Annotated in this window: 18 protein-coding genes and 5 tRNA genes; 7 read left to right on the top strand and 16 right to left on the bottom strand. The window is 36.5% G+C overall.

What is annotated here, in order from left to right; translation table 11 throughout:
- Positions 1-52: 52 nt before the first annotated feature.
- The 3 genes from AC0L3W_RS02150 to AC0L3W_RS02140 all read right to left on the bottom strand — a co-directional run bounded on the left by AC0L3W_RS02150 (position 53) and on the right by AC0L3W_RS02140 (position 3,470).
- Positions 53-1,318, bottom strand: coding sequence for a uracil-xanthine permease family protein (locus AC0L3W_RS02150; RefSeq protein ID WP_290038632.1), 1,266 nt, complete (start codon positions 1,316-1,318; stop codon positions 53-55).
- 115 nt (positions 1,319-1,433) lie between these two features.
- Positions 1,434-2,060 carry a uracil phosphoribosyltransferase gene (upp, locus tag AC0L3W_RS02145; RefSeq protein WP_290038634.1) on the bottom strand — a complete coding sequence of 209 codons (627 nt, stop codon included), beginning with the start codon at positions 2,058-2,060 and terminating at the stop codon, positions 1,434-1,436.
- Between the two features lie 192 nt (positions 2,061-2,252).
- A complete protein-coding gene (locus AC0L3W_RS02140; RefSeq protein WP_290038636.1) occupies positions 2,253-3,470 on the bottom strand; it encodes an ammonium transporter in 1,218 nt (405 codons plus the stop codon).
- Between the two features lie 499 nt (positions 3,471-3,969).
- On the opposite strand from AC0L3W_RS02140, the gene AC0L3W_RS02135 reads away from it, so the two are divergent.
- On the top strand, positions 3,970-4,104 hold the full coding sequence (locus AC0L3W_RS02135) for an ATP-binding cassette domain-containing protein (RefSeq protein ID WP_354669218.1): 135 nt from the start codon (positions 3,970-3,972) through the stop codon (positions 4,102-4,104).
- Positions 4,094-4,282, top strand: a complete 189-nt coding sequence (locus AC0L3W_RS02130) for a hypothetical protein (protein WP_290038638.1) — start codon at positions 4,094-4,096, stop codon at positions 4,280-4,282. Before AC0L3W_RS02135 ends, AC0L3W_RS02130 begins: the two co-directional genes overlap by 11 nt.
- 171 nt (positions 4,283-4,453) lie before the next feature.
- Here the strand turns inward: AC0L3W_RS02130 and AC0L3W_RS02125 are convergent.
- From AC0L3W_RS02125 to AC0L3W_RS02090, 8 genes are all read right to left on the bottom strand, one after another.
- Positions 4,454-4,602 (bottom strand) — tRNA-Asn (locus AC0L3W_RS02125).
- A 66-nt stretch (positions 4,603-4,668) separates the two neighbouring features.
- A tRNA-Asn gene (locus tag AC0L3W_RS02120) sits at positions 4,669-4,744 on the bottom strand.
- Between the two features lie 136 nt (positions 4,745-4,880).
- Positions 4,881-4,956 (bottom strand) — tRNA-Asn (locus tag AC0L3W_RS02115).
- Positions 4,957-5,247: 291 nt separating this feature from the next.
- Positions 5,248-5,323, bottom strand: a tRNA-Asn gene (locus AC0L3W_RS02110).
- Positions 5,324-5,614: 291 nt separating this feature from the next.
- Positions 5,615-5,690, bottom strand: a tRNA-Asn gene (locus tag AC0L3W_RS02105).
- A gap of 322 nt (positions 5,691-6,012) precedes the next feature.
- Positions 6,013-6,756 carry a DUF3379 family protein gene (locus AC0L3W_RS02100; RefSeq protein WP_290038640.1) on the bottom strand — a complete coding sequence of 248 codons (744 nt, stop codon included), beginning with the start codon at positions 6,754-6,756 and terminating at the stop codon, positions 6,013-6,015.
- Positions 6,749-7,312, bottom strand: coding sequence for a sigma-70 family RNA polymerase sigma factor (locus AC0L3W_RS02095; protein ID WP_290038642.1), 564 nt, complete (start codon positions 7,310-7,312; stop codon positions 6,749-6,751). Before AC0L3W_RS02095 ends, AC0L3W_RS02100 begins: the two co-directional genes overlap by 8 nt.
- A 550-nt stretch (positions 7,313-7,862) precedes the next feature.
- The gene (locus tag AC0L3W_RS02090) at positions 7,863-8,090 is read right to left on the bottom strand and encodes a hypothetical protein (RefSeq protein WP_290038644.1); all 228 of its coding nucleotides are present in this window, start codon (positions 8,088-8,090) and stop codon (positions 7,863-7,865) included.
- A gap of 316 nt (positions 8,091-8,406) precedes the next feature.
- Between AC0L3W_RS02090 and AC0L3W_RS02085 the strand changes: the two genes are divergently transcribed.
- Both AC0L3W_RS02085 and uspE read left to right on the top strand, forming a co-directional pair.
- Positions 8,407-9,150: an FNR family transcription factor gene (locus AC0L3W_RS02085; protein ID WP_409439786.1), complete on the top strand. Its 744-nt coding sequence runs from the start codon at positions 8,407-8,409 to the stop codon at positions 9,148-9,150.
- Positions 9,151-9,365: 215 nt separating this feature from the next.
- Entirely contained in the window at positions 9,366-10,307 is a 942-nt protein-coding gene (gene uspE / locus AC0L3W_RS02080) for a universal stress protein UspE (RefSeq protein ID WP_290038647.1), read from the top strand.
- 233 nt (positions 10,308-10,540) lie between these two features.
- On the opposite strand, the gene AC0L3W_RS02075 is transcribed toward uspE, so the two are convergent.
- The 3 genes from AC0L3W_RS02075 to AC0L3W_RS02065 form a co-directional block, all read right to left on the bottom strand.
- On the bottom strand, positions 10,541-12,427 hold the full coding sequence (locus AC0L3W_RS02075; protein WP_409439787.1) for a methyl-accepting chemotaxis protein: 1,887 nt from the start codon (positions 12,425-12,427) through the stop codon (positions 10,541-10,543).
- Positions 12,428-12,634: 207 nt separating this feature from the next.
- Positions 12,635-13,099: a thioredoxin-dependent thiol peroxidase gene (gene bcp / locus AC0L3W_RS02070; RefSeq protein WP_290038651.1), complete on the bottom strand. Its 465-nt coding sequence runs from the start codon at positions 13,097-13,099 to the stop codon at positions 12,635-12,637.
- A 134-nt stretch (positions 13,100-13,233) separates the two neighbouring features.
- Positions 13,234-14,313, bottom strand: coding sequence for an AI-2E family transporter (locus AC0L3W_RS02065; protein WP_290038653.1), 1,080 nt, complete (start codon positions 14,311-14,313; stop codon positions 13,234-13,236).
- Positions 14,314-14,725: 412 nt separating this feature from the next.
- On the opposite strand from AC0L3W_RS02065, the gene bepA reads away from it, so the two are divergent.
- Entirely contained in the window at positions 14,726-16,171 is a 1,446-nt protein-coding gene (gene bepA / locus AC0L3W_RS02060; RefSeq protein ID WP_409439788.1) for a beta-barrel assembly-enhancing protease, read from the top strand.
- Positions 16,172-16,264: 93 nt separating this feature from the next.
- Here bepA and AC0L3W_RS02055 read toward each other — a convergent pair whose 3' ends face one another.
- A complete protein-coding gene (locus tag AC0L3W_RS02055) occupies positions 16,265-16,897 on the bottom strand; it encodes a GNAT family N-acetyltransferase (RefSeq protein ID WP_290038657.1) in 633 nt (210 codons plus the stop codon).
- A gap of 326 nt (positions 16,898-17,223) precedes the next feature.
- Between AC0L3W_RS02055 and AC0L3W_RS02050 the strand changes: the two genes are divergently transcribed.
- Both AC0L3W_RS02050 and AC0L3W_RS02045 read left to right on the top strand, forming a co-directional pair.
- Positions 17,224-17,844 carry a LysE family translocator gene (locus AC0L3W_RS02050; RefSeq protein ID WP_409439789.1) on the top strand — a complete coding sequence of 207 codons (621 nt, stop codon included), beginning with the start codon at positions 17,224-17,226 and terminating at the stop codon, positions 17,842-17,844.
- A gap of 19 nt (positions 17,845-17,863) precedes the next feature.
- A complete protein-coding gene (locus tag AC0L3W_RS02045; protein ID WP_290038661.1) occupies positions 17,864-19,495 on the top strand; it encodes an FMN-binding glutamate synthase family protein in 1,632 nt (543 codons plus the stop codon).
- 108 nt (positions 19,496-19,603) lie between these two features.
- Here the strand turns inward: AC0L3W_RS02045 and AC0L3W_RS02040 are convergent, their stop codons facing one another.
- Positions 19,604-20,446 (bottom strand): CvfB family protein, encoded by an 843-nt coding sequence (locus AC0L3W_RS02040; protein ID WP_290038663.1) that lies wholly within the window; start codon positions 20,444-20,446, stop codon positions 19,604-19,606.
- Between the last annotated feature and the right edge of the window lie 34 nt (positions 20,447-20,480).

Here is a 20,480-nt window from a genome sequence, read left to right as displayed (position 1 = left end):
AATATGATAAAGGGAGAAACAAGGAGCATTGAAGCTCCTTGTTAATCAAAACTTATAGACGATGACGCGGTAAAAATAGGTTCAGTAGAATAGCAACAATACCGCACAAACTTACACCCTGTAAGCTAAATGAGCCAATACCTAATGCCATACCACCGATACCAAACACTAAGGTAACGGAAACAATACACATGTTACGTGGTTGTGATAAATCAACACGATGGCGAATCATGGTATTCAGGCCTACCGAAGCAATAGTACCAAATAACAGCATCATGATACCGCCCATTACTGCACCAGGAATAGTTTGCAATACAGCTCCGAATTTACCTACAAATGCCAATAAAATAGCAATAATAGCAGCCCACCACATGATTTTAGGGTTAAAATTACGCGTTAGCATCACTGCACCGGTTACTTCTGAATAAGTCGTATTAGGCGGTCCACCAAATAATGAAGCAGCACTAGTTGCAATACCGTCCCCTAGTAAAGTGCGGTGTAAGCCTGGCTTTTTCAGGTAATCTTTCCCGGTAACATTACTGATCGCTAAAATATCCCCTACATGTTCAACGGCTGGGGCAATAGCAACAGGTATCATGAATAATACCGCATGCCAATTCCACTCAGGTGCAACAAACTTAGGCACACTTAACCAAGCAGCGTTACTGATGGCACTAAAATCTACAACACCAAACAAAAAAGCAAGAATATAGCCCACTAATACACCACAAAATATTGGTACTAGTTTGAAGATGCCCTTAGCTAATGTTGACACTAATAAAGTGGTCACCAATGCAGAGAAAGAGATGATCATCGCGGTATTTTGATCCATCAATACCGCACTTGCATCCCCGGTTTTACCTAACGCCATATTGACGGCAACAGGCGCTAACCCCAGGCCAATCACCATGATCACAGGGCCAACTACTACAGGTGGTAATAAACGATGAATAAAACCGACGCCTTTTAACTTCACTGCATAAGACATCAACATATACACCACACCAGCGGCAAACAAACCAGACATAGTTGATGCGATACCCCACGTTTGAACGCCATAGGCAATAGGAGCGATAAACGCAAAGCTAGATGCGAGGAAAATCGGTACTTGTCCTTTGGTGACAAAATGGAACAATAATGTACCAATACCGGCAGTGAATAACGCTACATTTGGATCTAAACCAGTAATCAAAGGCATTAATACCAATGCACCAAAAGCAACGAATAACATTTGAGAGCCAGCAAGTGCTTGCTGAAATAATGTTAGGTTAGCTGTGCTATCTAGCTCAGCTGAGTCAGAGGAAAGACTATCTGACATAATAAATTCCCTTTACTAAAAACGAATGAAATAGATAAATCGACTTATTTTACTGAGGTAAAGTAAGTTGATTTATTCATAAAATATGATGTTGTTAAGTTATGCTTTGATGGCGTTACTTAGTACCAAAGATTTTATCGCCAGCATCGCCTAAACCAGGAACGATGTAACCATGCTCATTCAAATGAGAATCAATTGATGCGGTGTAAACTTCAATATCTGGATGTGCTGCCTCTAGTGCTTTTAAGCCTTCAGGCGCTGCCACTAAGATCAGTACTTTAATGTTTGTACAGCCACTTTCTTTAATCAAATCAAGGGTTGAAATCATTGAGCCACCAGTCGCTAACATTGGGTCAACCACTAATGCCATACGTTGATCGATTTGGCTTACTAACTTTTGGAAATATGGCACTGGCTCTAGTGTTTCTTCGTCACGGTAAATTCCTACTACACTGACTTTTGCACTTGGAATATAATCAAGCACACCATCCATCATACCTAAACCTGCACGCAAAATAGGCACAACTGTTACCTTTTTACCTTCAATTTGCTGTATTTCTATCTCACCTTCCCAACCTTGAATTTTCACAGTTTCTAATGATAAGTCATTAGTCGCCTCATAGGTTAATAAGCTTGACACTTCACGTGCTAATTCACGAAAACGTTTAGTACTAATATTAGCTTCGCGTAATAAACCTAACTTATGCTGGATAAGTGGATGTTTTACTTCAATGACTTTCATGCTGTGTCTCCAAATGAATAAAATGTTAAAATCGACCGATCTTAGCAAGATAAAATATATCAATGTATGTGCTACATCATTATAAATTGAAATTAGATCTTTTTGTTAAATTTAGTCAATTTTTAAAACAAAAAAGGCTAAAGGTTTCCCTCTAGCCTGTTGATTTAAATAATTATTAATAACAAAGTTTATCTAGTTATTGTTTAAATTAGTGGCGCCTATTTTATGAATTGCTATATCAGCTCCCTTGAACTCATCTTCTTCATCTAAGCGAATTGGTGTAATCGCATTGACGACCTTATAAACAACAAAGCCGCCAATAACAGCAAATACAATACCAGCAAGTGAACCAATTAATTGGCTCATAAAAGTAACACCGCCTAAGCCACCAAAGCTTTCTAAACCAAAGATACCTGCAGCAATCCCCCCCCATAGACCACAGACACCATGCAAAGGCCACACACCTAATACATCATCAAAATGAGAGAATTTATTTTGCACATAAGTAAACAACCAAACAAATAATCCACCAGCAACTAAACCTGTCATCAGAGCACCAATCGGATGCATAAGATCTGAACCTGCACAAACAGCCACTAAACCAGCTAACGGACCATTATGGATAAAGCCTGGGTCTTTTTTGCCAATCAATAAAGAACTGATAATACCGCCTACCATCGCCATCAAAGAGTTCATCGCAACCAATCCGCTAATACCCTCAATAGCCTGGGCAGACATGACATTAAAACCAAACCAGCCAATAGATAAAATCCAAGCACCTAATGCTAACAACGGGATATTTGACGGAGCAAATGCAATCACTTTACCTTGGCGGTAACGTCCATTTCGGCTACCTAAAACAATAATAGCGGCAAAAGCAATCCACCCACCTACGCCATGTACAACTATTGAGCCAGCAAAATCATGGAAAGCAGCACCAAAATTAGCCGTTAACCAATCTTGAAAGCCGTAATTACCATTCCAAATAATTCCTTCAAACAATGGATATACAAGGCCAACACATAAAGCCGCTGCAATGAGCATTGGATTAAACTTTGCTCTTTCAGCAACACCACCAGAAATAATTGCAGGGATCGCCGCAGCAAAAGTCATTAAGAAGAAGAATTTAACTAATTGATAGCCATTATTTTCCGCTAACACAGCGGCACTATCGAAAAAAGTAACGCCATAAGCTAACCAATAACCGAAGAAAAAATAAACCAATGCAGAGACACCAAAGTCAGACATAATTTTAACCAAAGCATTCACTTGGTTTTTATGGCGTACCGTGCCGACTTCTAAAAAAGCAAAGCCTGCATGCATGGCAAATACCATGATCGCGCCTAATAAAATAAATAAGGTATCCGCACTGTTAATTAGTGCTGTGACATGATTTTGTACTAAGTCCATCTCTTCCTCTTTAACATCCTTAAAAAATTGAAGCGAACCTTACCCGATAAATGCTTTAGTTAACAATTACTTTATCCTCTTTTCTGTATTTTTTTTGATATCAAATCAAGATTAGGCGAAAAAATCCCAGCTAATAATTTAGAGACGATCTGACTTTATAAAAACAAGATATTTAGTTAATTTAAATCACAATAAATAGAGAGTAATTATTTTTGTACGCCAATAAAGAAAAGCATCAGGAGGTGTAATTAATCCAATAACTTTCAATATTTATCAATAGGTAGTTTCAAAATAGATGGAGTTCTCAATGCAAATGTTACATTACAACATTTTACTGATTTAATAGATAACTAGGTTGGCTAACATTGGATCTTGATACAAATAAAAGTACGTATATTAATGCGCTTTCCTTACCTTACTTTCATATTGCCAACCCGCTTCCTTAGAGTTAAATGCATTAACTTGGTCACCTTACCGCAACAAACAGCGACTTAAACCCATTAGCCTTGATCTAAAAGCAGGTGAGTTTGCTGCTGTTGTTGATCCCAATGGCGCAGGAAAAACCAGCTTATTACGCTGCTTGTATAGAGTAAATAAACCGACACATGGCGAAGTATTACTCGATGGCCAATAATATTTGGTCATTATCAGGACGCCTGTGTGCTCAACATATTGCCACTGTATTACAAGATATAGGAGCAGAGTTTGCTTTGACAGTATTTGAAATGGTTGAAATAGACTTAATACCTAGAGCAACAGGCTGGAAACGAACGTTATCAGATATTGACTCTATTAACAGTCCGTTGTATTGATTTCGACACCATTCATAGTCTTCAACCAAGCGATGCTTATTACAACCCAATAACAGTACTCAAATGGCTCTACCAACTAAGCTAAACAGGAATAAAATTTAACACTAAAAATTTTCCAAAAAAAAGCCTGAACAAGCACTTAACATAGAGAGTGTTCAGGCTTTTTTAATGTGGCTCCTCTTGCTGGGCTTGAACCAGCGATACACGGATTAACAGTCCGTTGTATTGATTTCGACACCATTTATAGTCTTCAACCAAGCGATGCTTATTACAACCCAATAACAGTGCTCAAATGGCTCTACCAACTAAGCTAAAGAGGAATAAAATTTAACACTAAAAATTTTCCAAAAAAAAAGCCTGAACATCACGTTCAGGCTTTTTTAATGTGGCTCCTCTTGCTGGGCTTGAACCAGCGACACACGGATTAACAGTCCGTTGCTCTACCAACTGAGCTAAAGAGGAATTGTAGTTTTTTCCACTGATTAATCTTAAATGAATTAACAGTGTCTCTACCGCTCTACCAACTGAGCTAAAGAGGAATTGTAACTTTTAAAGTCCTTAGACTTGTTAAACTCAAAATATTCAGTTTAACTAAATGTGGCTCCTCTTGCTGGGCTTGAACCAGCGACACACGGATTAACAGTCCGTTGCTCTACCAACTGAGCTAAAGAGGAATTGTATTTTTTTCCACTGATTAATCTTAAATGAATTAACAGTGTCTCTATCGCTCTACTAACTGAGCTAAAGAGGATTGTAATTTTCTGTCACTTGTTAATCTAACAATCGATTAACAGTGTCTCTATTGCTCTACTAACCAAGCTAAAGAGGATTGTAATTTTCTGTCACTTGTTAATCTAACAACCGATTAACAGTGTCTCTATCGCTCTATCAACTGAGCTAAAGAGGATTGTAACTTTTAAAGTCCTTAGACTTGTTAAACTCAAAATATTCAGTTTAACTAAATGTGGCTCCTCTTGCTGGGCTTGAACCAGCGACACACGGATTAACAGTCCGTTGCTCTACCAACTGAGCTAAAGAGGAATTGTAGCTTTTCCACTGATTAATATTAAATGAATTAACAGTGTCTCTATCGCTCTACCAACTGAGCTAAAGAGGATTGTAATTTTCTCTCACTTGTTAATCTAACAATCGATTAACAGTGTCTCTATTGCTCTACTAACCAAGCTAAAGAGGATTGTAAGTTTGTCTCACTTGTTAATCTAACAATCGATTAACAGTGTCTCTATTGCTCTACTAACCAAGCTAAAGAGGATTGTAACTTTTAAAGTCCTTGGACTTGTTAAACTCAAAATATTCAAATTTAACTAAATGTGGCTCCTCTTGCTGGGCTTGAACCAGCGACACACGGATTAACAGTCCGTTGCTCTACCAACTGAGCTAAAGAGGAATTGTGGTTTTTCCACTGATTAATCTTAAATGAATTAACAGTGTCTCTATCGCTCTACCAACTGAGCTAAAGAGGAATTTCAATTTTTAATCTTTATAACTAAAAGGTATTATCTAGCCCTTTATCATATCAATTCATTTAATAAATGAAAGGATAACTAAACAATATTTTGTTTGAGTCATCTTAAAGACGGGCGCAGTATATTTTTTGCAGTTAATCATGTCAACAAAAAAGGAGGATAAAAAAATTGGTTGCTGATAAATCAAACAACCAATCACAAATATTACCTAACCTGCTTTTTTATTGTGCAATATCAATCAGATTAAATATCCCACTTAATGCTGTCGTGGAGTTTTTCTTGCATCATTTCAAGTGGCTCATCTGGCTCACCAACAATCACGATATTGGCTTTCCCCATTTTTTCAGACATACCTTTCAAGTGTTCATTACTAAACTCGGCGGCAGGTGTGAACTTACCTTTTTCTGGCACTACAAAGACAGTAACGCGACCTTTTTCACCTTTTAGTATCATATGTAATGCTGAAGTCCCTTTAAAACTACAGTAGTTTACAAACATGATTTCACCTAAGCCCTCTTTAGCTTGCCCACCATACACTGCGAGTTTGGCATTCACCGCTTGTAAGCTTGCATTCTCATTAGCCTTAGCTGTTAAAAAGTATTCGTTTTTAACCATCTCTAACGCAACATTGCCTATACTTTCAGGGGCTTGCTCAACGGCTGCAACTTCTACAGGTGGGGTAACCGTTTTTTGTATAAGCGGTATACTTAAGCCGATAACAAAAGCCACAGAAGCAGCAATAGCGATATGCCATCGAGCACTAATATTTTTATCACGCTCTAACGCAAAACTTTGCTCTAACATGATTTTATCAGCCAAATCATCTGGTACATCAACCTTTAAACTATCTTTTAATAACTTATCGAATGCTTTGCCATCATCGACTAATTTTTTTGATGAATCAGAAGACATAGCTCTCTCTAAGAATTCTTCTGATTTATCGTTAGGTGTTGCTATCGCTGTATGACGAAATAAAATATCATCCATGCGCTTCTCCGGTATTATTAATTTCTACTTTTAAATTAGTTTTAAGTAGATTTTTGGCTCTAAATAACCGTGTTAACACGGTATTTTTATTTAAATCTAATTGAACCGCTATTTCCTCAGCTGTAAAACCAGCTATTAACTGTAATAACAAAGGTTCTTTATAGTCTGCTGGTAAAGCGGCTATTTTTTGTTGAATCAGTTCTTTGTCATATGGACTTGTATCTTCTTCTGCTGCGACCTCATAATCATCGATATCAACTAACGACAACTGCTTACGCTCGAAGCGTCTTGCATTCTCACGTCTTAATATCGTAAACAACCAAGCTTTCGCTGATTTATCATCAAGCAAACTATCGATGCTTTTCCATGCACGTAAGCAAGTTTCTTGCACTAAATCCTGAGCTACCTCAGAATCACGGCAAACCCATAATGCGTAGCGATATAGATCTGCGCTATAAACATTAACTAATGATTCATATCGTTTCTGTTTTCTATTCATATCCTTAATGACCGAGGATGCAGAACTTTTATTTCGTTTAGATTTAAAAAAATTCATTATTTTCCTTTAATACTTACCCTACCCCTAACTCACAAGTGGATATCTGATATTTAGCTTATTGCTATATTGATGAAGGGGGTTGTTTTAACAATACAAATAGTACTTAACAAAAGATTATACTCTATTATTGAATAGTTCGAGGAAGTAGGCAAACAGAAGTCGTTTTAAACCTATGAAAACTTAATTTATAACTCACTACATGATAGATAATAGGTAATTTGAACACATTATTTTGTATTGGTTCCTATACAAAGGGAAAACTATCAACTCTCGGCTATCAATGAAGCTTAATTAGACATTACAAATGTATAATCAACTCGCACTTGTTCACCATTGACTAATAAGTCTATCTGTAACTGCATTAACATATTTTTTCAGCGCAGGCTCCCACCTTGCTTTATAAATAGTAATATCGTTTACTTTTCCATGTTCTTCAAGTACTGGTTCAATCGGGATTTTATCAGTAAATCCTCGCTCACTTACTCATTGAACGTTACTGACTAACCAATCTTTATTGTGGCTATGTAAAGTTAGTTGATACCACTCTTCAGGCACAATTTCCCCCTTCTAGATAGTCAAAAATAAAGTCGCCAACAGAGGATTGATAAATACAAGGTTCTGTCAAGTCACATATATTTGAATAAGGATTTAAAGTAACCTCAAGCTTATTTTGATCTTGATTCATCTCTTCAAAACTAATCGTCCTCCAAACAAATAATCCTATTAACAAGGTAAGCATAATTAACAATTGAATTAACCTGTTTGGTGTAAGCATTAGTATCCCTTAATATTTTTCATTCAATATAATGATATTTCGCTCAGTATAATAACAGCGAAAGGAGCGTTACTAACAATTCATTAAGTCATTTTATTATTAATGCTCTAAGCTTATTTATTAAATAGCCTTAACCAGCCCGCTTGCTCATTAAAGCAAGTCATCATCAGTGAATAATGCGAAGTCTGAACATATAAAGCGTCTTTTTGTACTGAATTCTTTATAAACTCTCATCTCGATAACAACTTTTCTATTAACCATTTTAAAGGTACTGTAGAAGGTGCTAGTATTAATGTAAATCAATACTAACTAAGAGTTGAATATGGATAAAAGTAATGTGAGTCGTGTACAAATCGGAGCTTGTGCAATTCATTGTCAAGATTGTAGTATTAGCCAGTTATGTATCCCTTACTCCCTCAACGAAACTGAATTAGAACGTTTAGATACTATTATTGAACGTAAAAAGCCTATCCAAAAAGGGAATGAGATTTTTAAAGCTGGTGAACCAATGAAATGCCTCTATGCGATTCGCTCTGGTACATTAAAATCTTATACTATTACAGAGCAAGGCGATGAACAGATTACAGCCTTTCATCTAGCAGGCGACTTAGTAGGATTTGATGGAATCGGCTCAGGGCATCACCCAAGCTTTGCACAAGCTTTAGAAACAGCTATGATCTGCGAAATTCCTTATGACACGCTTGATAGTTTATCAACATCAATGCCGAAGCTAAGACAACAGATATTACGCTTAATGAGTAATGAAATAGTAGAAGATCAAAGCATGATACTGTTATTGTCTAAAAAGAATGCAGAAGAGAGATTAGCTTCTTTTATCAATAACCTTTCTGTACGTTATGCTGCACGCGGTTTTTCACCAAAAGAATTCAGACTCTCAATGACACGTGGTGATATCGGTAATTACCTAGGATTAACCGTTGAAACAATCAGTCGATTATTAGGCCGATTCCAAAAAAGTGGCATGATTGCAGTAAAAGGTAAATATATTACAGTATTAGATAATGCACAGCTTTCTGAACTAGCTGGCTCTACATCATAATTTTTTAAATACTGAGTTAACCAGAAGGTTAATAACTACTTCTGGTTATTTCCATTACCAATACATTGACGATCTAGTAGGCATTAAGTACAGGAAAATGCTTTATATTAAACAATAAAATTAACCACTTAAGTTAGTGTGATTGGTATCACTACCTATTTAGCGACATTTATTCTAGATTATATGCTAGTGATTTCTAAAAATTGGAGGCTAACATGCTTAAATATAATAATATTTTAGTTTATATCGATCCAACAAAAGAACAACAACCCGCGCTACAAAGAGCAATTGAAATAGCTCAAAAAAACAAAAGCACTAAAATTACGCTATTTCTCTCCTGTTATGACTTAACCTATGAAATGACTTCCCTAAGCTCTGCTGAAGAGCGTCAAGTAATGCAATCGTTGGTCATTAAAGAAAATCAAGAGTGGTTAGATACTCTCGCCGAACCATATCGTGTAGAAGGCTTTGCCATTGGCTGTCAGGTACACTGGCATAACCGTCCTTTTCAAGCTGCGATTCAACTCATCTTAAGAGAAGGATATGATTTATTAATTAAATCAACACACCCGCATTCACGTCTCAGCGCAATATTATTTACACCTACAGACTGGAACTTATTACGTAAATGCCCTATTCCATTATTGTTGGTAAAAGCAAAATCGTGGCCAGAGAACGGTAATATTCTTTGTGCAATTGATTGCAAAAGTGTCGAAGATGAAACGCACCACAGTTTGAATGAAGCCATTCTGACTGAAGCCAGTGATATTGCACAAATGATAAAGTCTAATATTCACGTAGTAAATGCTTACCCAAGCCCTCCCATGAATATAATGATGGAGTTACCTGAATTTGATCCCATCCATTATGAAGATGGGTTGAAAAAGTTCCACCAGAAAACACTCAATGACTATGCGAATAAATACCAGATTGACCCTGGAAATATTCATCTTGAACAGGGGTTACCTGAGGATGTGATCAGTGACGTTGCTCAAGAGATTAAAGCAGAGTTAGTCATTTTAGGTACTGTTGGTCGATCTGGTTTAGGCTTAACATTATTAGGACATACCGCAGAACAAGTTATTGATAAGTTAGACAGTGATTTATTGGCTCTAAAACCAAAAGGGTTTATTAGCCCTATTAAAATAGACGAATAATCTTAATACTATTTGATAACACCAATTACATTAAATAAGTGAGCTAAATTTTGCATAGGAAAAATGACTTAATTTAAGGTGCAAGTTGAGCATTTAGAAGATTAACTTGGTTATTCGTATGTCGGAGAGTTAGCGACAAAAGTTAATTTTTAATAGTTGTTCATTTAGCAACTTATAATAAAGAAATAGGCTCTGTTAACAAAAAAGAGCCTATTTAATGTATATAGTTGTTATTACAGTTTAAACACTTCTACTGACTTACTTAGTGCATTAGCAATCTCTAATAATTCGTCCGCACGTTTAGCATTATTTGCAGAACTATCAAACGTCATTTTTGCCATATCATTAATACCTACGATACTTTGATTAATCTCGCCAGCCACTAACGTTTGCTCTTCAGCTGAAGTGGCAATCTGGTTGTTCATATCTTGAATGATAGAAACAGAATGACGTATCTCTTCCAATGCTTGATTCGCTTGTTGAGATTTAGTTGCCGTTGATTGTGCATTATTTACATTCACCTGCATCAATTCAACAGAGTTTTTAGACTCCGTCTGTAAACTATTAATCATGGTTTGAATTTCAGTCGTACTTTCTTGTGTTCTATTTGCTAAGCTACGAACTTCATCGGCTACAACCGCAAAACCACGACCTTGTTCTCCGGCTCTTGCCGCTTCAATTGCCGCGTTCAATGCCAGTAAGTTAGTCTGCTCAGAAATAGCGCGAATAACTTCAATGATACTGCCAATATTATCGATTTCACCTTCTAACTTATTCATCACTTGTTGTACACCAGTAACCCCTTCAACCAGTGTCGAAATATCTGAATTCATACCATTAACCACTTCAATCCCTTTATTTGATTGGTTATTGGCTTCGTCTGCAGCCGCTGACGCACTTAATGCATTACGGGCAACTTCATCGACAGTCACTGCCATCTCATTCATTGCTGTTGATGTTTGCTCTAACTCCATCATCTGAGTTTCAGAACTACGATTAACACTTGAAGCAGAATCAGACATCTGTGCAGAAGCACTATTTAACTGGCTACTAGAGACATTAATATGTTCAATAATATCTTTTAAACTATCAACCATGGTTAAAATAGCACGATAGATCCCTGTCTCTTGACCTGTTGCTGGGACAACAGAATTCAGTTTGCCTTGTGCAATACTCGCGACTATTTTTTCAATATCCGCAGGCTCTCCGCCCACAGGACGATACATAACGTTGATGATTATCAAATAGATCAGGTATAGAGAAATAACGATAAAAGCCAAAGCAATCAATAAAGTTGATTGTAAGTCATCATTAGAAGCTTCTGTAATGTCATCCCATGCCGTCCATGTCCATACATTCCAGTTCAATCCATCAATACGAATACCTGATACAGTATATTCTTCACCATCTAAAAAGTAATTATGGTGGCTAGTATCAGCTGTTTGATACGCTCTATAAGACGGCCTTTCTTGGTATAAGTTTTTACCTACTAAAGTATTATTTTTAGCTGCTAATAAATAACCATCTTCGCGACTTACAAACACATGGTTATCTGGATCTAATATATGCACAAATTCGCTTAATTGTTTAACACTAATATTTAAACCAACAGCTCCTTGAATACGTCCATTTCGTTGAACAGGTATTGCCAATGACATGACAACATTGCCTGTTACGCTTTGGTAAGGTTTTGTGATAATTCTATTTTCATTGTTAAATATCCTAACAAACCACTCTCTTTGTTGAGTTTTTGCATTAAAGTTTTCAATTAAACCACCTTTACCATTTGAATAACTGCGACCTTCTTTGTCAGCAATAAAAACATCTAACACATCAAGATTACTCGCTACAGCAGCTAAGGAATCGACCGCTTGTGTCACACTTTTTAACCCACTTTCATCCATTTCAAGGTTCACAGATAAGATATTAAGCGCATCAAAATAACGTTCCATTTTTTGTTCAATTGCTTTAGAAATCAATGCTGTTTGAATATCCATTCTTGTATTGTTATTTTCAATAGACTCAGTTCTAAAATTAAAATATCCAACACCTGAGATGGCTGATATAGCAAGCGTTAATAGCAGGCCTATCAGTAATAATATTTTTGTCTTTGCGGTCATGGTTTATGCTTCCTTGGTAAACTACTTTCATCTCAGTAATGAAAAGGAGTAATACAATTATCTTGTCGAATTTTTCGTTTTAATAACAATGGAATCGCGGCTAGATAATTAAAATAATAAGGGGTTAAGTACAAATAACTGCTCCGCTCTTACTGTCATACACACAATGAAATACATGACATTAAAAGGGAACAGTTTAGTAATGTGTTACGCTTGTTCGTTTAAGTAGTTCAACACCACTTCGTGATGATCTTTTGTTTTAAACTTATTAAAGATATGTTGTAGCTTGCCTTGTTCATCGATTAAGAAAGAGGTCCTTACTACCCCCATATTTTCTCTCCCCATGAATTTTTTTAATTGCCACACACCAAAGCTTTCACAAACACTATGATCTTCATCACCTAGTAGAGTGAAGTTCAAAGATTGTTTATTAATAAAATTGGTTAATTTTTTAGGCGTGTCAGGGCTAATACCCAATACCACCACATTCAAATCAGCTAGCTCTGCTTTACTATCACGCAATGCACAGGCTTGAGTTGTACAGCCTGGAGTAGATGCCCTTGGATAAAAGTAAACTAATACTTTTTTACCTAAGTAGTCACTCAAAGTAACCTCGTTATTATCTTGATCAGGTAAAGTGAAATTTGGCGCTAAGCTACCGACTTCTAACATAAAGTTTATTCCCGTTAGTTAAAATTAGACATATTATTAATACTTGTCATTTCTTTCGACCTTATCGGCAGAAGAAACGACTTCTTTACCTATTATTTTAATAAAATTGTAAAATATCCAATAAAACAAGCTTATTAATCAATAGATTCTATTTCATTGTTCTCCATTTGTACTGATGGCCACGCATTGAGTACCGCTTTGACTAATGTGGCCAAAGGTATTGCAAAAAACACCCCCCAAAAACCCCATAAACCTCCAAAAATTAACACTGAGATTATAATAACCACTGGATGTAAATTAACTGCCTCTGAAAACAAAATAGGAACAATTAAATTACCATCTAATGCTTGTATGATGCCGTAGGCAATCATCAAATATGCAAACTCCGGCGACATTCCCCATTGAAATAACGCAACAAGTGCCACTGGTACCGTTACTGCAGCAGCACCAATATAAGGAATAAGCACAGACAACCCAACTAATAACGCAAGTAATGCCGAGTAACGCAAGTCCATAAAGAAAAAGGTAAAATAGGTCGCTACACCGACAATCACTATTTCAGTAATTTTCCCGCGGATATAATTCATTATTTGACCATTCATTTCAGACCATACTTGTGCCGCAAGCTTTCGGTTATCTGGTAAAAACTTGACCATACTGGCAATTAATTCGTTTTTATCTTTTAGCATGAACACCATCATTAAAGGCACTAAAATCGCATAAACTAACAGTGCTGCAATATTCAATAACGAAGCAAAAGATTGAGACAGTAAGAAACCACCACTATCTACTAAGTAACTTTTTATAGTACCAATCAAATGCTTAATCGTTTCTGGGTCAACCGCTTCCGGGTAATGAGCAGGCAAGGTTAGAATGTAGGTTTGACCTTGATTTAACATAGTCGGTAAATCATGTATGAATGAAGCCGCTTGCTTAAAGATGGTTGGTAATACACCTAGAAAGGCAAAGATGGAAATGGAGATAAATAACACCATTACAATTAGAGTAGCGAATGTTCTATTTATTTTAAAACGCATTAGGTAAGTGACGGGCCAATCCAATAGGTATGCCAATATAATAGCTACAAACAAAGGCGTTAAAATATTGCCAAAAAGATAGATAACGGTAAAAGAAAACAATAGTAACAGGAACAAAACACTTAAATTAGGGTCTGAAAAGCGTGTCTTATACCATTGAAATAGTTGCATAAACATTCAAGATTCATCCTTATATGGGGTCGAATATGTTATTTTATTTATAACCTAAATGGTTATATAACAATTTATATCAGCACTGGTCATACTCTGTTAAAAGTCTGGCTTTAAATAGTCATCTTTTAACTTAATACATTCAATTAATTTGCTAAACACAAACAGAGTAAAATATCTGAAGATTACTGATTAACTTAGCTCAATAATGTAGTGTGCTGATAATGATAGCAATAGTTTTTTCTTTATAGCCAACTTATTAGACTTTGAAATATGACATAAAGATAACTCGTTTATATTGAATAGATTTAATATAGCATTCGAGACCATCAAATAAGCGCTATTTACGGTTAGCAATAAACAATGTAATTGAATAAATAGCCGAACCGAGTGTTGCCTAATTTAAACCGGAGCATATATGCTTTACCAATTAAAAAAATTAACAGCATGTTTATTGTTATCCACCATTGCCACAACTAGCTTGGCCAATGATGACTTACCAGAAATAGGTACTGCAGGTGCAGGTGTTTTAACAATCCAAAAAGAAAAAGAATACGGCTGGGCATTTAAAATGATGGCTCAACAATCTCTACCGGTTGTTCGAGATCCCGTCTTAAATAACTACCTCACCAAGCTAGGAGAGAACATTGTTAGTCATGCAGACTCAGTGAAATTACCCTTCGAATTTTTTCTAGTGGAAGATGATGAAATCAATGCTGCTGCTTTTTTAGGGGGAAATATTAAAATTAACACCGGTTTATTTATTTACGCTGACACAGAAAGTGAATTAGCCAGTGTAATTGCCCACGAAGTTGCGCATATTACCCAGCGTCATCTAGCCCGTATGCTAGAAAAGCAGGCGCTCAGTAATCCGGCTTCTATGGCGGCATTAGCCGGTTCTGTTTTATTAGCGATTATTGCCCCAGCGGCAGGTTTTGCTGCATTAACATCGACCTTTGCTATTAATATACAAAATCAAATAAATTATACACGTGCTAATGAATACGAGGCTGATCGAATCGGCATTCAGACATTAGCTCAAGCAGGTTATAACCCTTATGGTATGGCAGACTTTTTTGGCAAGTTAGCGAATAAATATAAATATGCGTCATCACAGCCACAAATGTTACTGACCCACCCATTGCCTGAAACTCGCCTTGCAGAAGCAAGACTACGCGCAAGTCAACTCATCAATAAACATATTAAAAAGAGCCTTGATTATCAATTAAGTAAAGCACGTATCATAGTGCGTTTTAATTCAGGTAATGCAGCTTCATTAATTAGTCGTTATAAAAGTGAATTGAGTAATAAAAGTTACCAAGTAAAAGCAGCGGCTCAATATGGTCTAGCATTAGCATTTTTTAAAAACCAACAACTAGATTTGGCTGAAAAACTAAATAATCAGCTATTAGATGAAGCACCTGATAACCTGTTTTACATTGATTTAGCCACCGATATTTCACTCTCTACAAATAAAAATGAACAAGCAATTACACGTTTAACCGATTATGAAAAACGCTATACCAGTAATGCGGTCAGCACACTAAATTTGGTCATTGCACTGAAAAAAGATAAACAATATGCCTTAGCAGATAAGAAGTTATCTTATTTCATTCGTAATCATCCTGATCATATTTTAGCACACCTAGTGGCAATAGATTTGTATAAAGAGACAAAAGAAAAAGCGAAAGAATTTGCAACAAAAGCCGAATATCTGGCCTTGTTAGGCCGCTTTAAAGAAGCCTCTGAACAGATGGGAAGTGCCTTAGCTTACACCGATAAAAAATTAGACCAAGCTAGATATAGTGCAAAAATAGAAGAATATAAACGCGGAGATCTGCGGTTAAAAGAGTTACAAGAGTGAAGGCCAAAATAGACAGTCTAACAAACCATCACCTATTTATATCTATCTAAATAGGTGATGGTATAACAATCAATAAATCAATGACACAACCTATTAAATTTGTTTTTCAAAGTGTAACTCGTCATTAGCATTAGGCACAAAGCCCATTTTTACTAAATATCGACGATGCATGTAATGGTTTGCAACGGCTTTTAATACTTGTACACCTCTATTTTTTAAGAACTCTTTATGTGTTTTGAAGTAATAAGTACCTAGCTTATAATCACGATATTTAGGCACAACATAATCTAAATATATTTCAAAACGCCCTTCTTTATCTAGGTTACCAATCAATAACCCAGCAATATTATCATCACGCAGCATGTAGAAAACACGGTTTGCTTGGTACAATTCTACTAAAGAGGATTGTTTAGTAATTTCTTCTTCATTATTAGTTAAGAAATGACGTAAATACTCAGAATCTATCGAAGTAGAAACAATTTTGAACTCTTCTTTTGTTGAGTAAATTTTATATAAGAAATAAACATTAATCAGTGCAATTCCAAGATTCATCACCATAGTCGGCCAAGAGCTGATGAAGTAAGCAAAAGCAGCAAATAGCAAACAACCTACAAAGTTAATAAAACGCAATTTTATAATTGAACTCATTGTCAACGATATCAACACCACTAATGATGCGGCATAACCAAACCACTCAACCCAATTTTCTGAAATTAACTCATACATACTATTTACTCCAAAACATTCACAAAACGCCACCAACTATGAAACACCTAATCGCTAATGGCAGTTTACTTAACATCAAAAATACAATTAAAATAAAACCAAAGTAGTTTAAATAAATTAAGTACTTTTAATATATAAATAAGCACAACTTATGATAGAACTCTCTACTTTGAGAAAAACTTATTACCTAACTCACCGTTCTGCTAAACCTTAAAAAGAACAGCAATATAAATCAATGATAAAACTTAATAAACACTATATTTTATCATCAATATATCACTATAATGAAACTTCATTCATCTCTACTAAACAACATGAGAACCACTATGGATAACAACCTGTTACTGCTATTTATTCCCACTTTTTTTGCCGTTTCGATCACGCCTGGCATGTGCATGACATTAGCGATGACATTGGGCATGACCATAGGCATTCGCCGTAGCCTTTGGATGATGCTTGGAGAACTCGTTGGTGTTGGATTAGTAGCCTTATCTGCATTAATTGGCGTAGCAACACTATTACTCGCTCGCCCTAACCTATTTTTATTACTTAAATATGCAGGTGGTGCTTACCTACTGTATCTCGGTATACAAATGTGGCGCTCTCGAGGAAAAATGGCAATCCCAGCTACTCCTCTAGATAATGCTGAAGTCAAACGCGGCACGTTAATCAGCCAAGGTTTTATTACCGCCATCGCAAACCCCAAAGGCTGGGCATTTATGATCTCATTATTACCGCCTTTTATTAACCCTGACTCTAATCTGTTACCTCAAGCAACTCAGTTAATTGCAGTTATCCTGTGCTTTGAGTTAACCTGTATGTTGTTATATGCAACGGGCGGCAAAACATTACGCCATCTATTACAGCAACAAAGCAGTGTAAAACTATTGAATAGAATTGCTGGTTCGATGATGATGTTGGTAGCTGTCTGGTTAGTGATCAGTTAATTTTTAACAGGGCCTTTCTATGACAATAATGCAAAAAACATTTTGGTTTATTGCGACCATTGGTAACATATTTCTATTAGCGTTATTAATTTATGTTCCTAATCTATTTACCTTCTTCTTATTACTTTTATCTTTCACCTTTAGCATCGTTGGCTTTTACGATTATTTTTACAGCCCACACACGTTAAATCGACTATACCCAGTGGTCGCTTATTTAAGATATTTTCTGGAATCCTATCGAGTTGAAATACAGCAATACTTCATTGCCAATAACACAGAAGAAACCCCTTTTAATCGAGAGCAACGCTCACTTGTCTATCAGCGTTCTAAAAATCAACGTGACACCATTGCCTTTGGCACACAACGAGATCTAGCTGAAAACAATTATTTAAGCTTGTGGCACTCCTTGGCTCCTGTCCATTTGACCCAAGATACGCAAAGAGTATTGATTGGTGAGAGTAACTGTAAACAACCTTATACGGCATCCCATTTAAATGTATCAGCCATGAGTTTTGGAGCACTAAGTGCGAATGCTATCGAAGCACTGAACTTAGGAGCAAAGAAAGCAGGCTGTTACCACAACACTGGTGAAGGTGGCGCTAGCCCATATCACTTCAAACATGGTGGAGATCTCGTTTGGCAAATTGGTACGGGTTTATTTGGTTGTCGTGATGAGCATGGTCGTTTTGAGCCAGAAAGTTTTAAAAAAACAGCCACCTTACCAAACGTCAAAATGATTGAAATAAAGCTATCTCAAGGTGCCAAACCTGGGCATGGTGGTGTATTACCTAAAGCAAAAATTACCGATGAAATTGCTGAGATAAGACATATTCCCAAAGATCGAGATTGTATCTCTCCTGCAACTAACCCAGAGTGCAGCACTCCAAGAGAGTTATTGGCGTTTGTTGAACGTTTACGTGAGTTAAGTGGTGGTAAACCCGTTGGCTTTAAACTATGCGTTGGTAATCCTGCAGAATTTCTAAGTATTTGTAAAGCCATGTTAGCCACAGGTATCACTCCCGATTTTATTACTGTCGATGGTGCTGAAGGTGGAACAGGTGCAGCGCCAGTTGAGTTTTCAAACCGTTTAGGTCTTATGTGCTTAGAAGCCATCAGCATTGTTAACAATGCCTTAAATGGTGTTGGTTTACGCCATAAAATAAAAATTATTGCTTCAGGTAAAACCGCTTCTAGCTTTGATCTATTAACCAAAATTGCCGCTGGAGCTGATCTGGTAAACGCAGCGAGAACCATGATGATGGCGATTGGTTGCATTCAATCTAGGCATTGTAATACCAATCAATGTCCAACGGGTATTGCAACACAAGATCCTGCGCGTTCTAAGGCACTTGATGTACAAGTAAAAAGTGACCGAGTAAAAAATTTTCACGATAATACTCTCGCCAGTTTCTTTGAGCTGATTGGCAGTATGGGCTTAGATTCCCCAGCTAAATTGACCACTCAAATGATCAAAAAACGCACTATTTGTGGCAGTCAGGTTTCCATGGCGAGTTTTTCAGATCCATTAAATACTAATGATTTGATTAATAAAAAGGACCTTGGAGAACCCTGGCAAGCATGGTGGGAAGCGAGCAGTGCAGAGCAGTTTTTTGTAAATGACCTGTTTATATTAAAATTACCGACGTCATAAGCGTCAACAAAAAAGCGCCAATTCACAGCTGAATTGGCGCTTTTTTATTTCCACGAAATACATCGAATATCATTGATATTAGATGTATTAAATATGGATCTGAGTTTACTAGGTATTGTTAGTCACAGTAATGCCTTTATCTTCAATCACAATATGCCCTTGCTTATATAATTGGCCAATTGCTTTTTTGAAGTTACCTTTGCTCATTTTTAAGATTTTAGCGATTTGCTCCGGGCTGCTCTTATCTGATAAAGGCAGGAAACCATCGTGTTGCTTTAAGGTTAATAGGATACGATCAGCTAAACCATCCATTTTTGCATAACCTGTTTGCGTTAAACTTAAATCGATTTTACCATCTTCACGAATACGACGAATATAACCTTTACATTTCTTACCAATGCCTAAGTCTCCGAAGACATCATTTTCGAAAATAACACCCCAGTGTTTATGATTAATAATCGCTTTAAAACCGATATCAGTTCGTTCTGCAATCAGTAAGTCAACTTTATCACCTGCTTTGTAAGTCGCTGGTACTTTATCCAGAAAGCGATCTAGTTTCGATGAAGCAAGTAAACGCTCACTGATATCATCTTGGTAAACATAAACCACATAACCAAAGCCAGTTTTCATCGCCACTTTTTGTTGGTTAAATGGCACAAGTAGATCTTTAGGTAATCCCCAATCTAAAAATGCACCAGCACGGTTAGTATCTACTACTTTTAACGAAGCAAACTCACCAGCCACTGCTTTTGCATGTTGCGTCGTTGCGATTAAACGATCTTCTGAATCGTAATACAAAAATACAGACACGCTCTGTCCAATACGCATCTCGTCTGTGATGTAGCGTTTTGGCAATAGGATTTCGCCATAATCATAGCCACCATCTAAGTACAACCCAAAATCTACTTCTTTAACGATTTTAAGCTCGTTATAAGTACCTACTTTAATCATAATTTCTCTTTTTAAATAACCTTCAACAGTGAAG

It is taken from the genome of Psychromonas sp. KJ10-5 (genome assembly GCF_055808325.1).
Note: the sequence above shows the minus strand (reverse complement) of the source record. Positions and strands in the feature narration are given on the sequence as shown.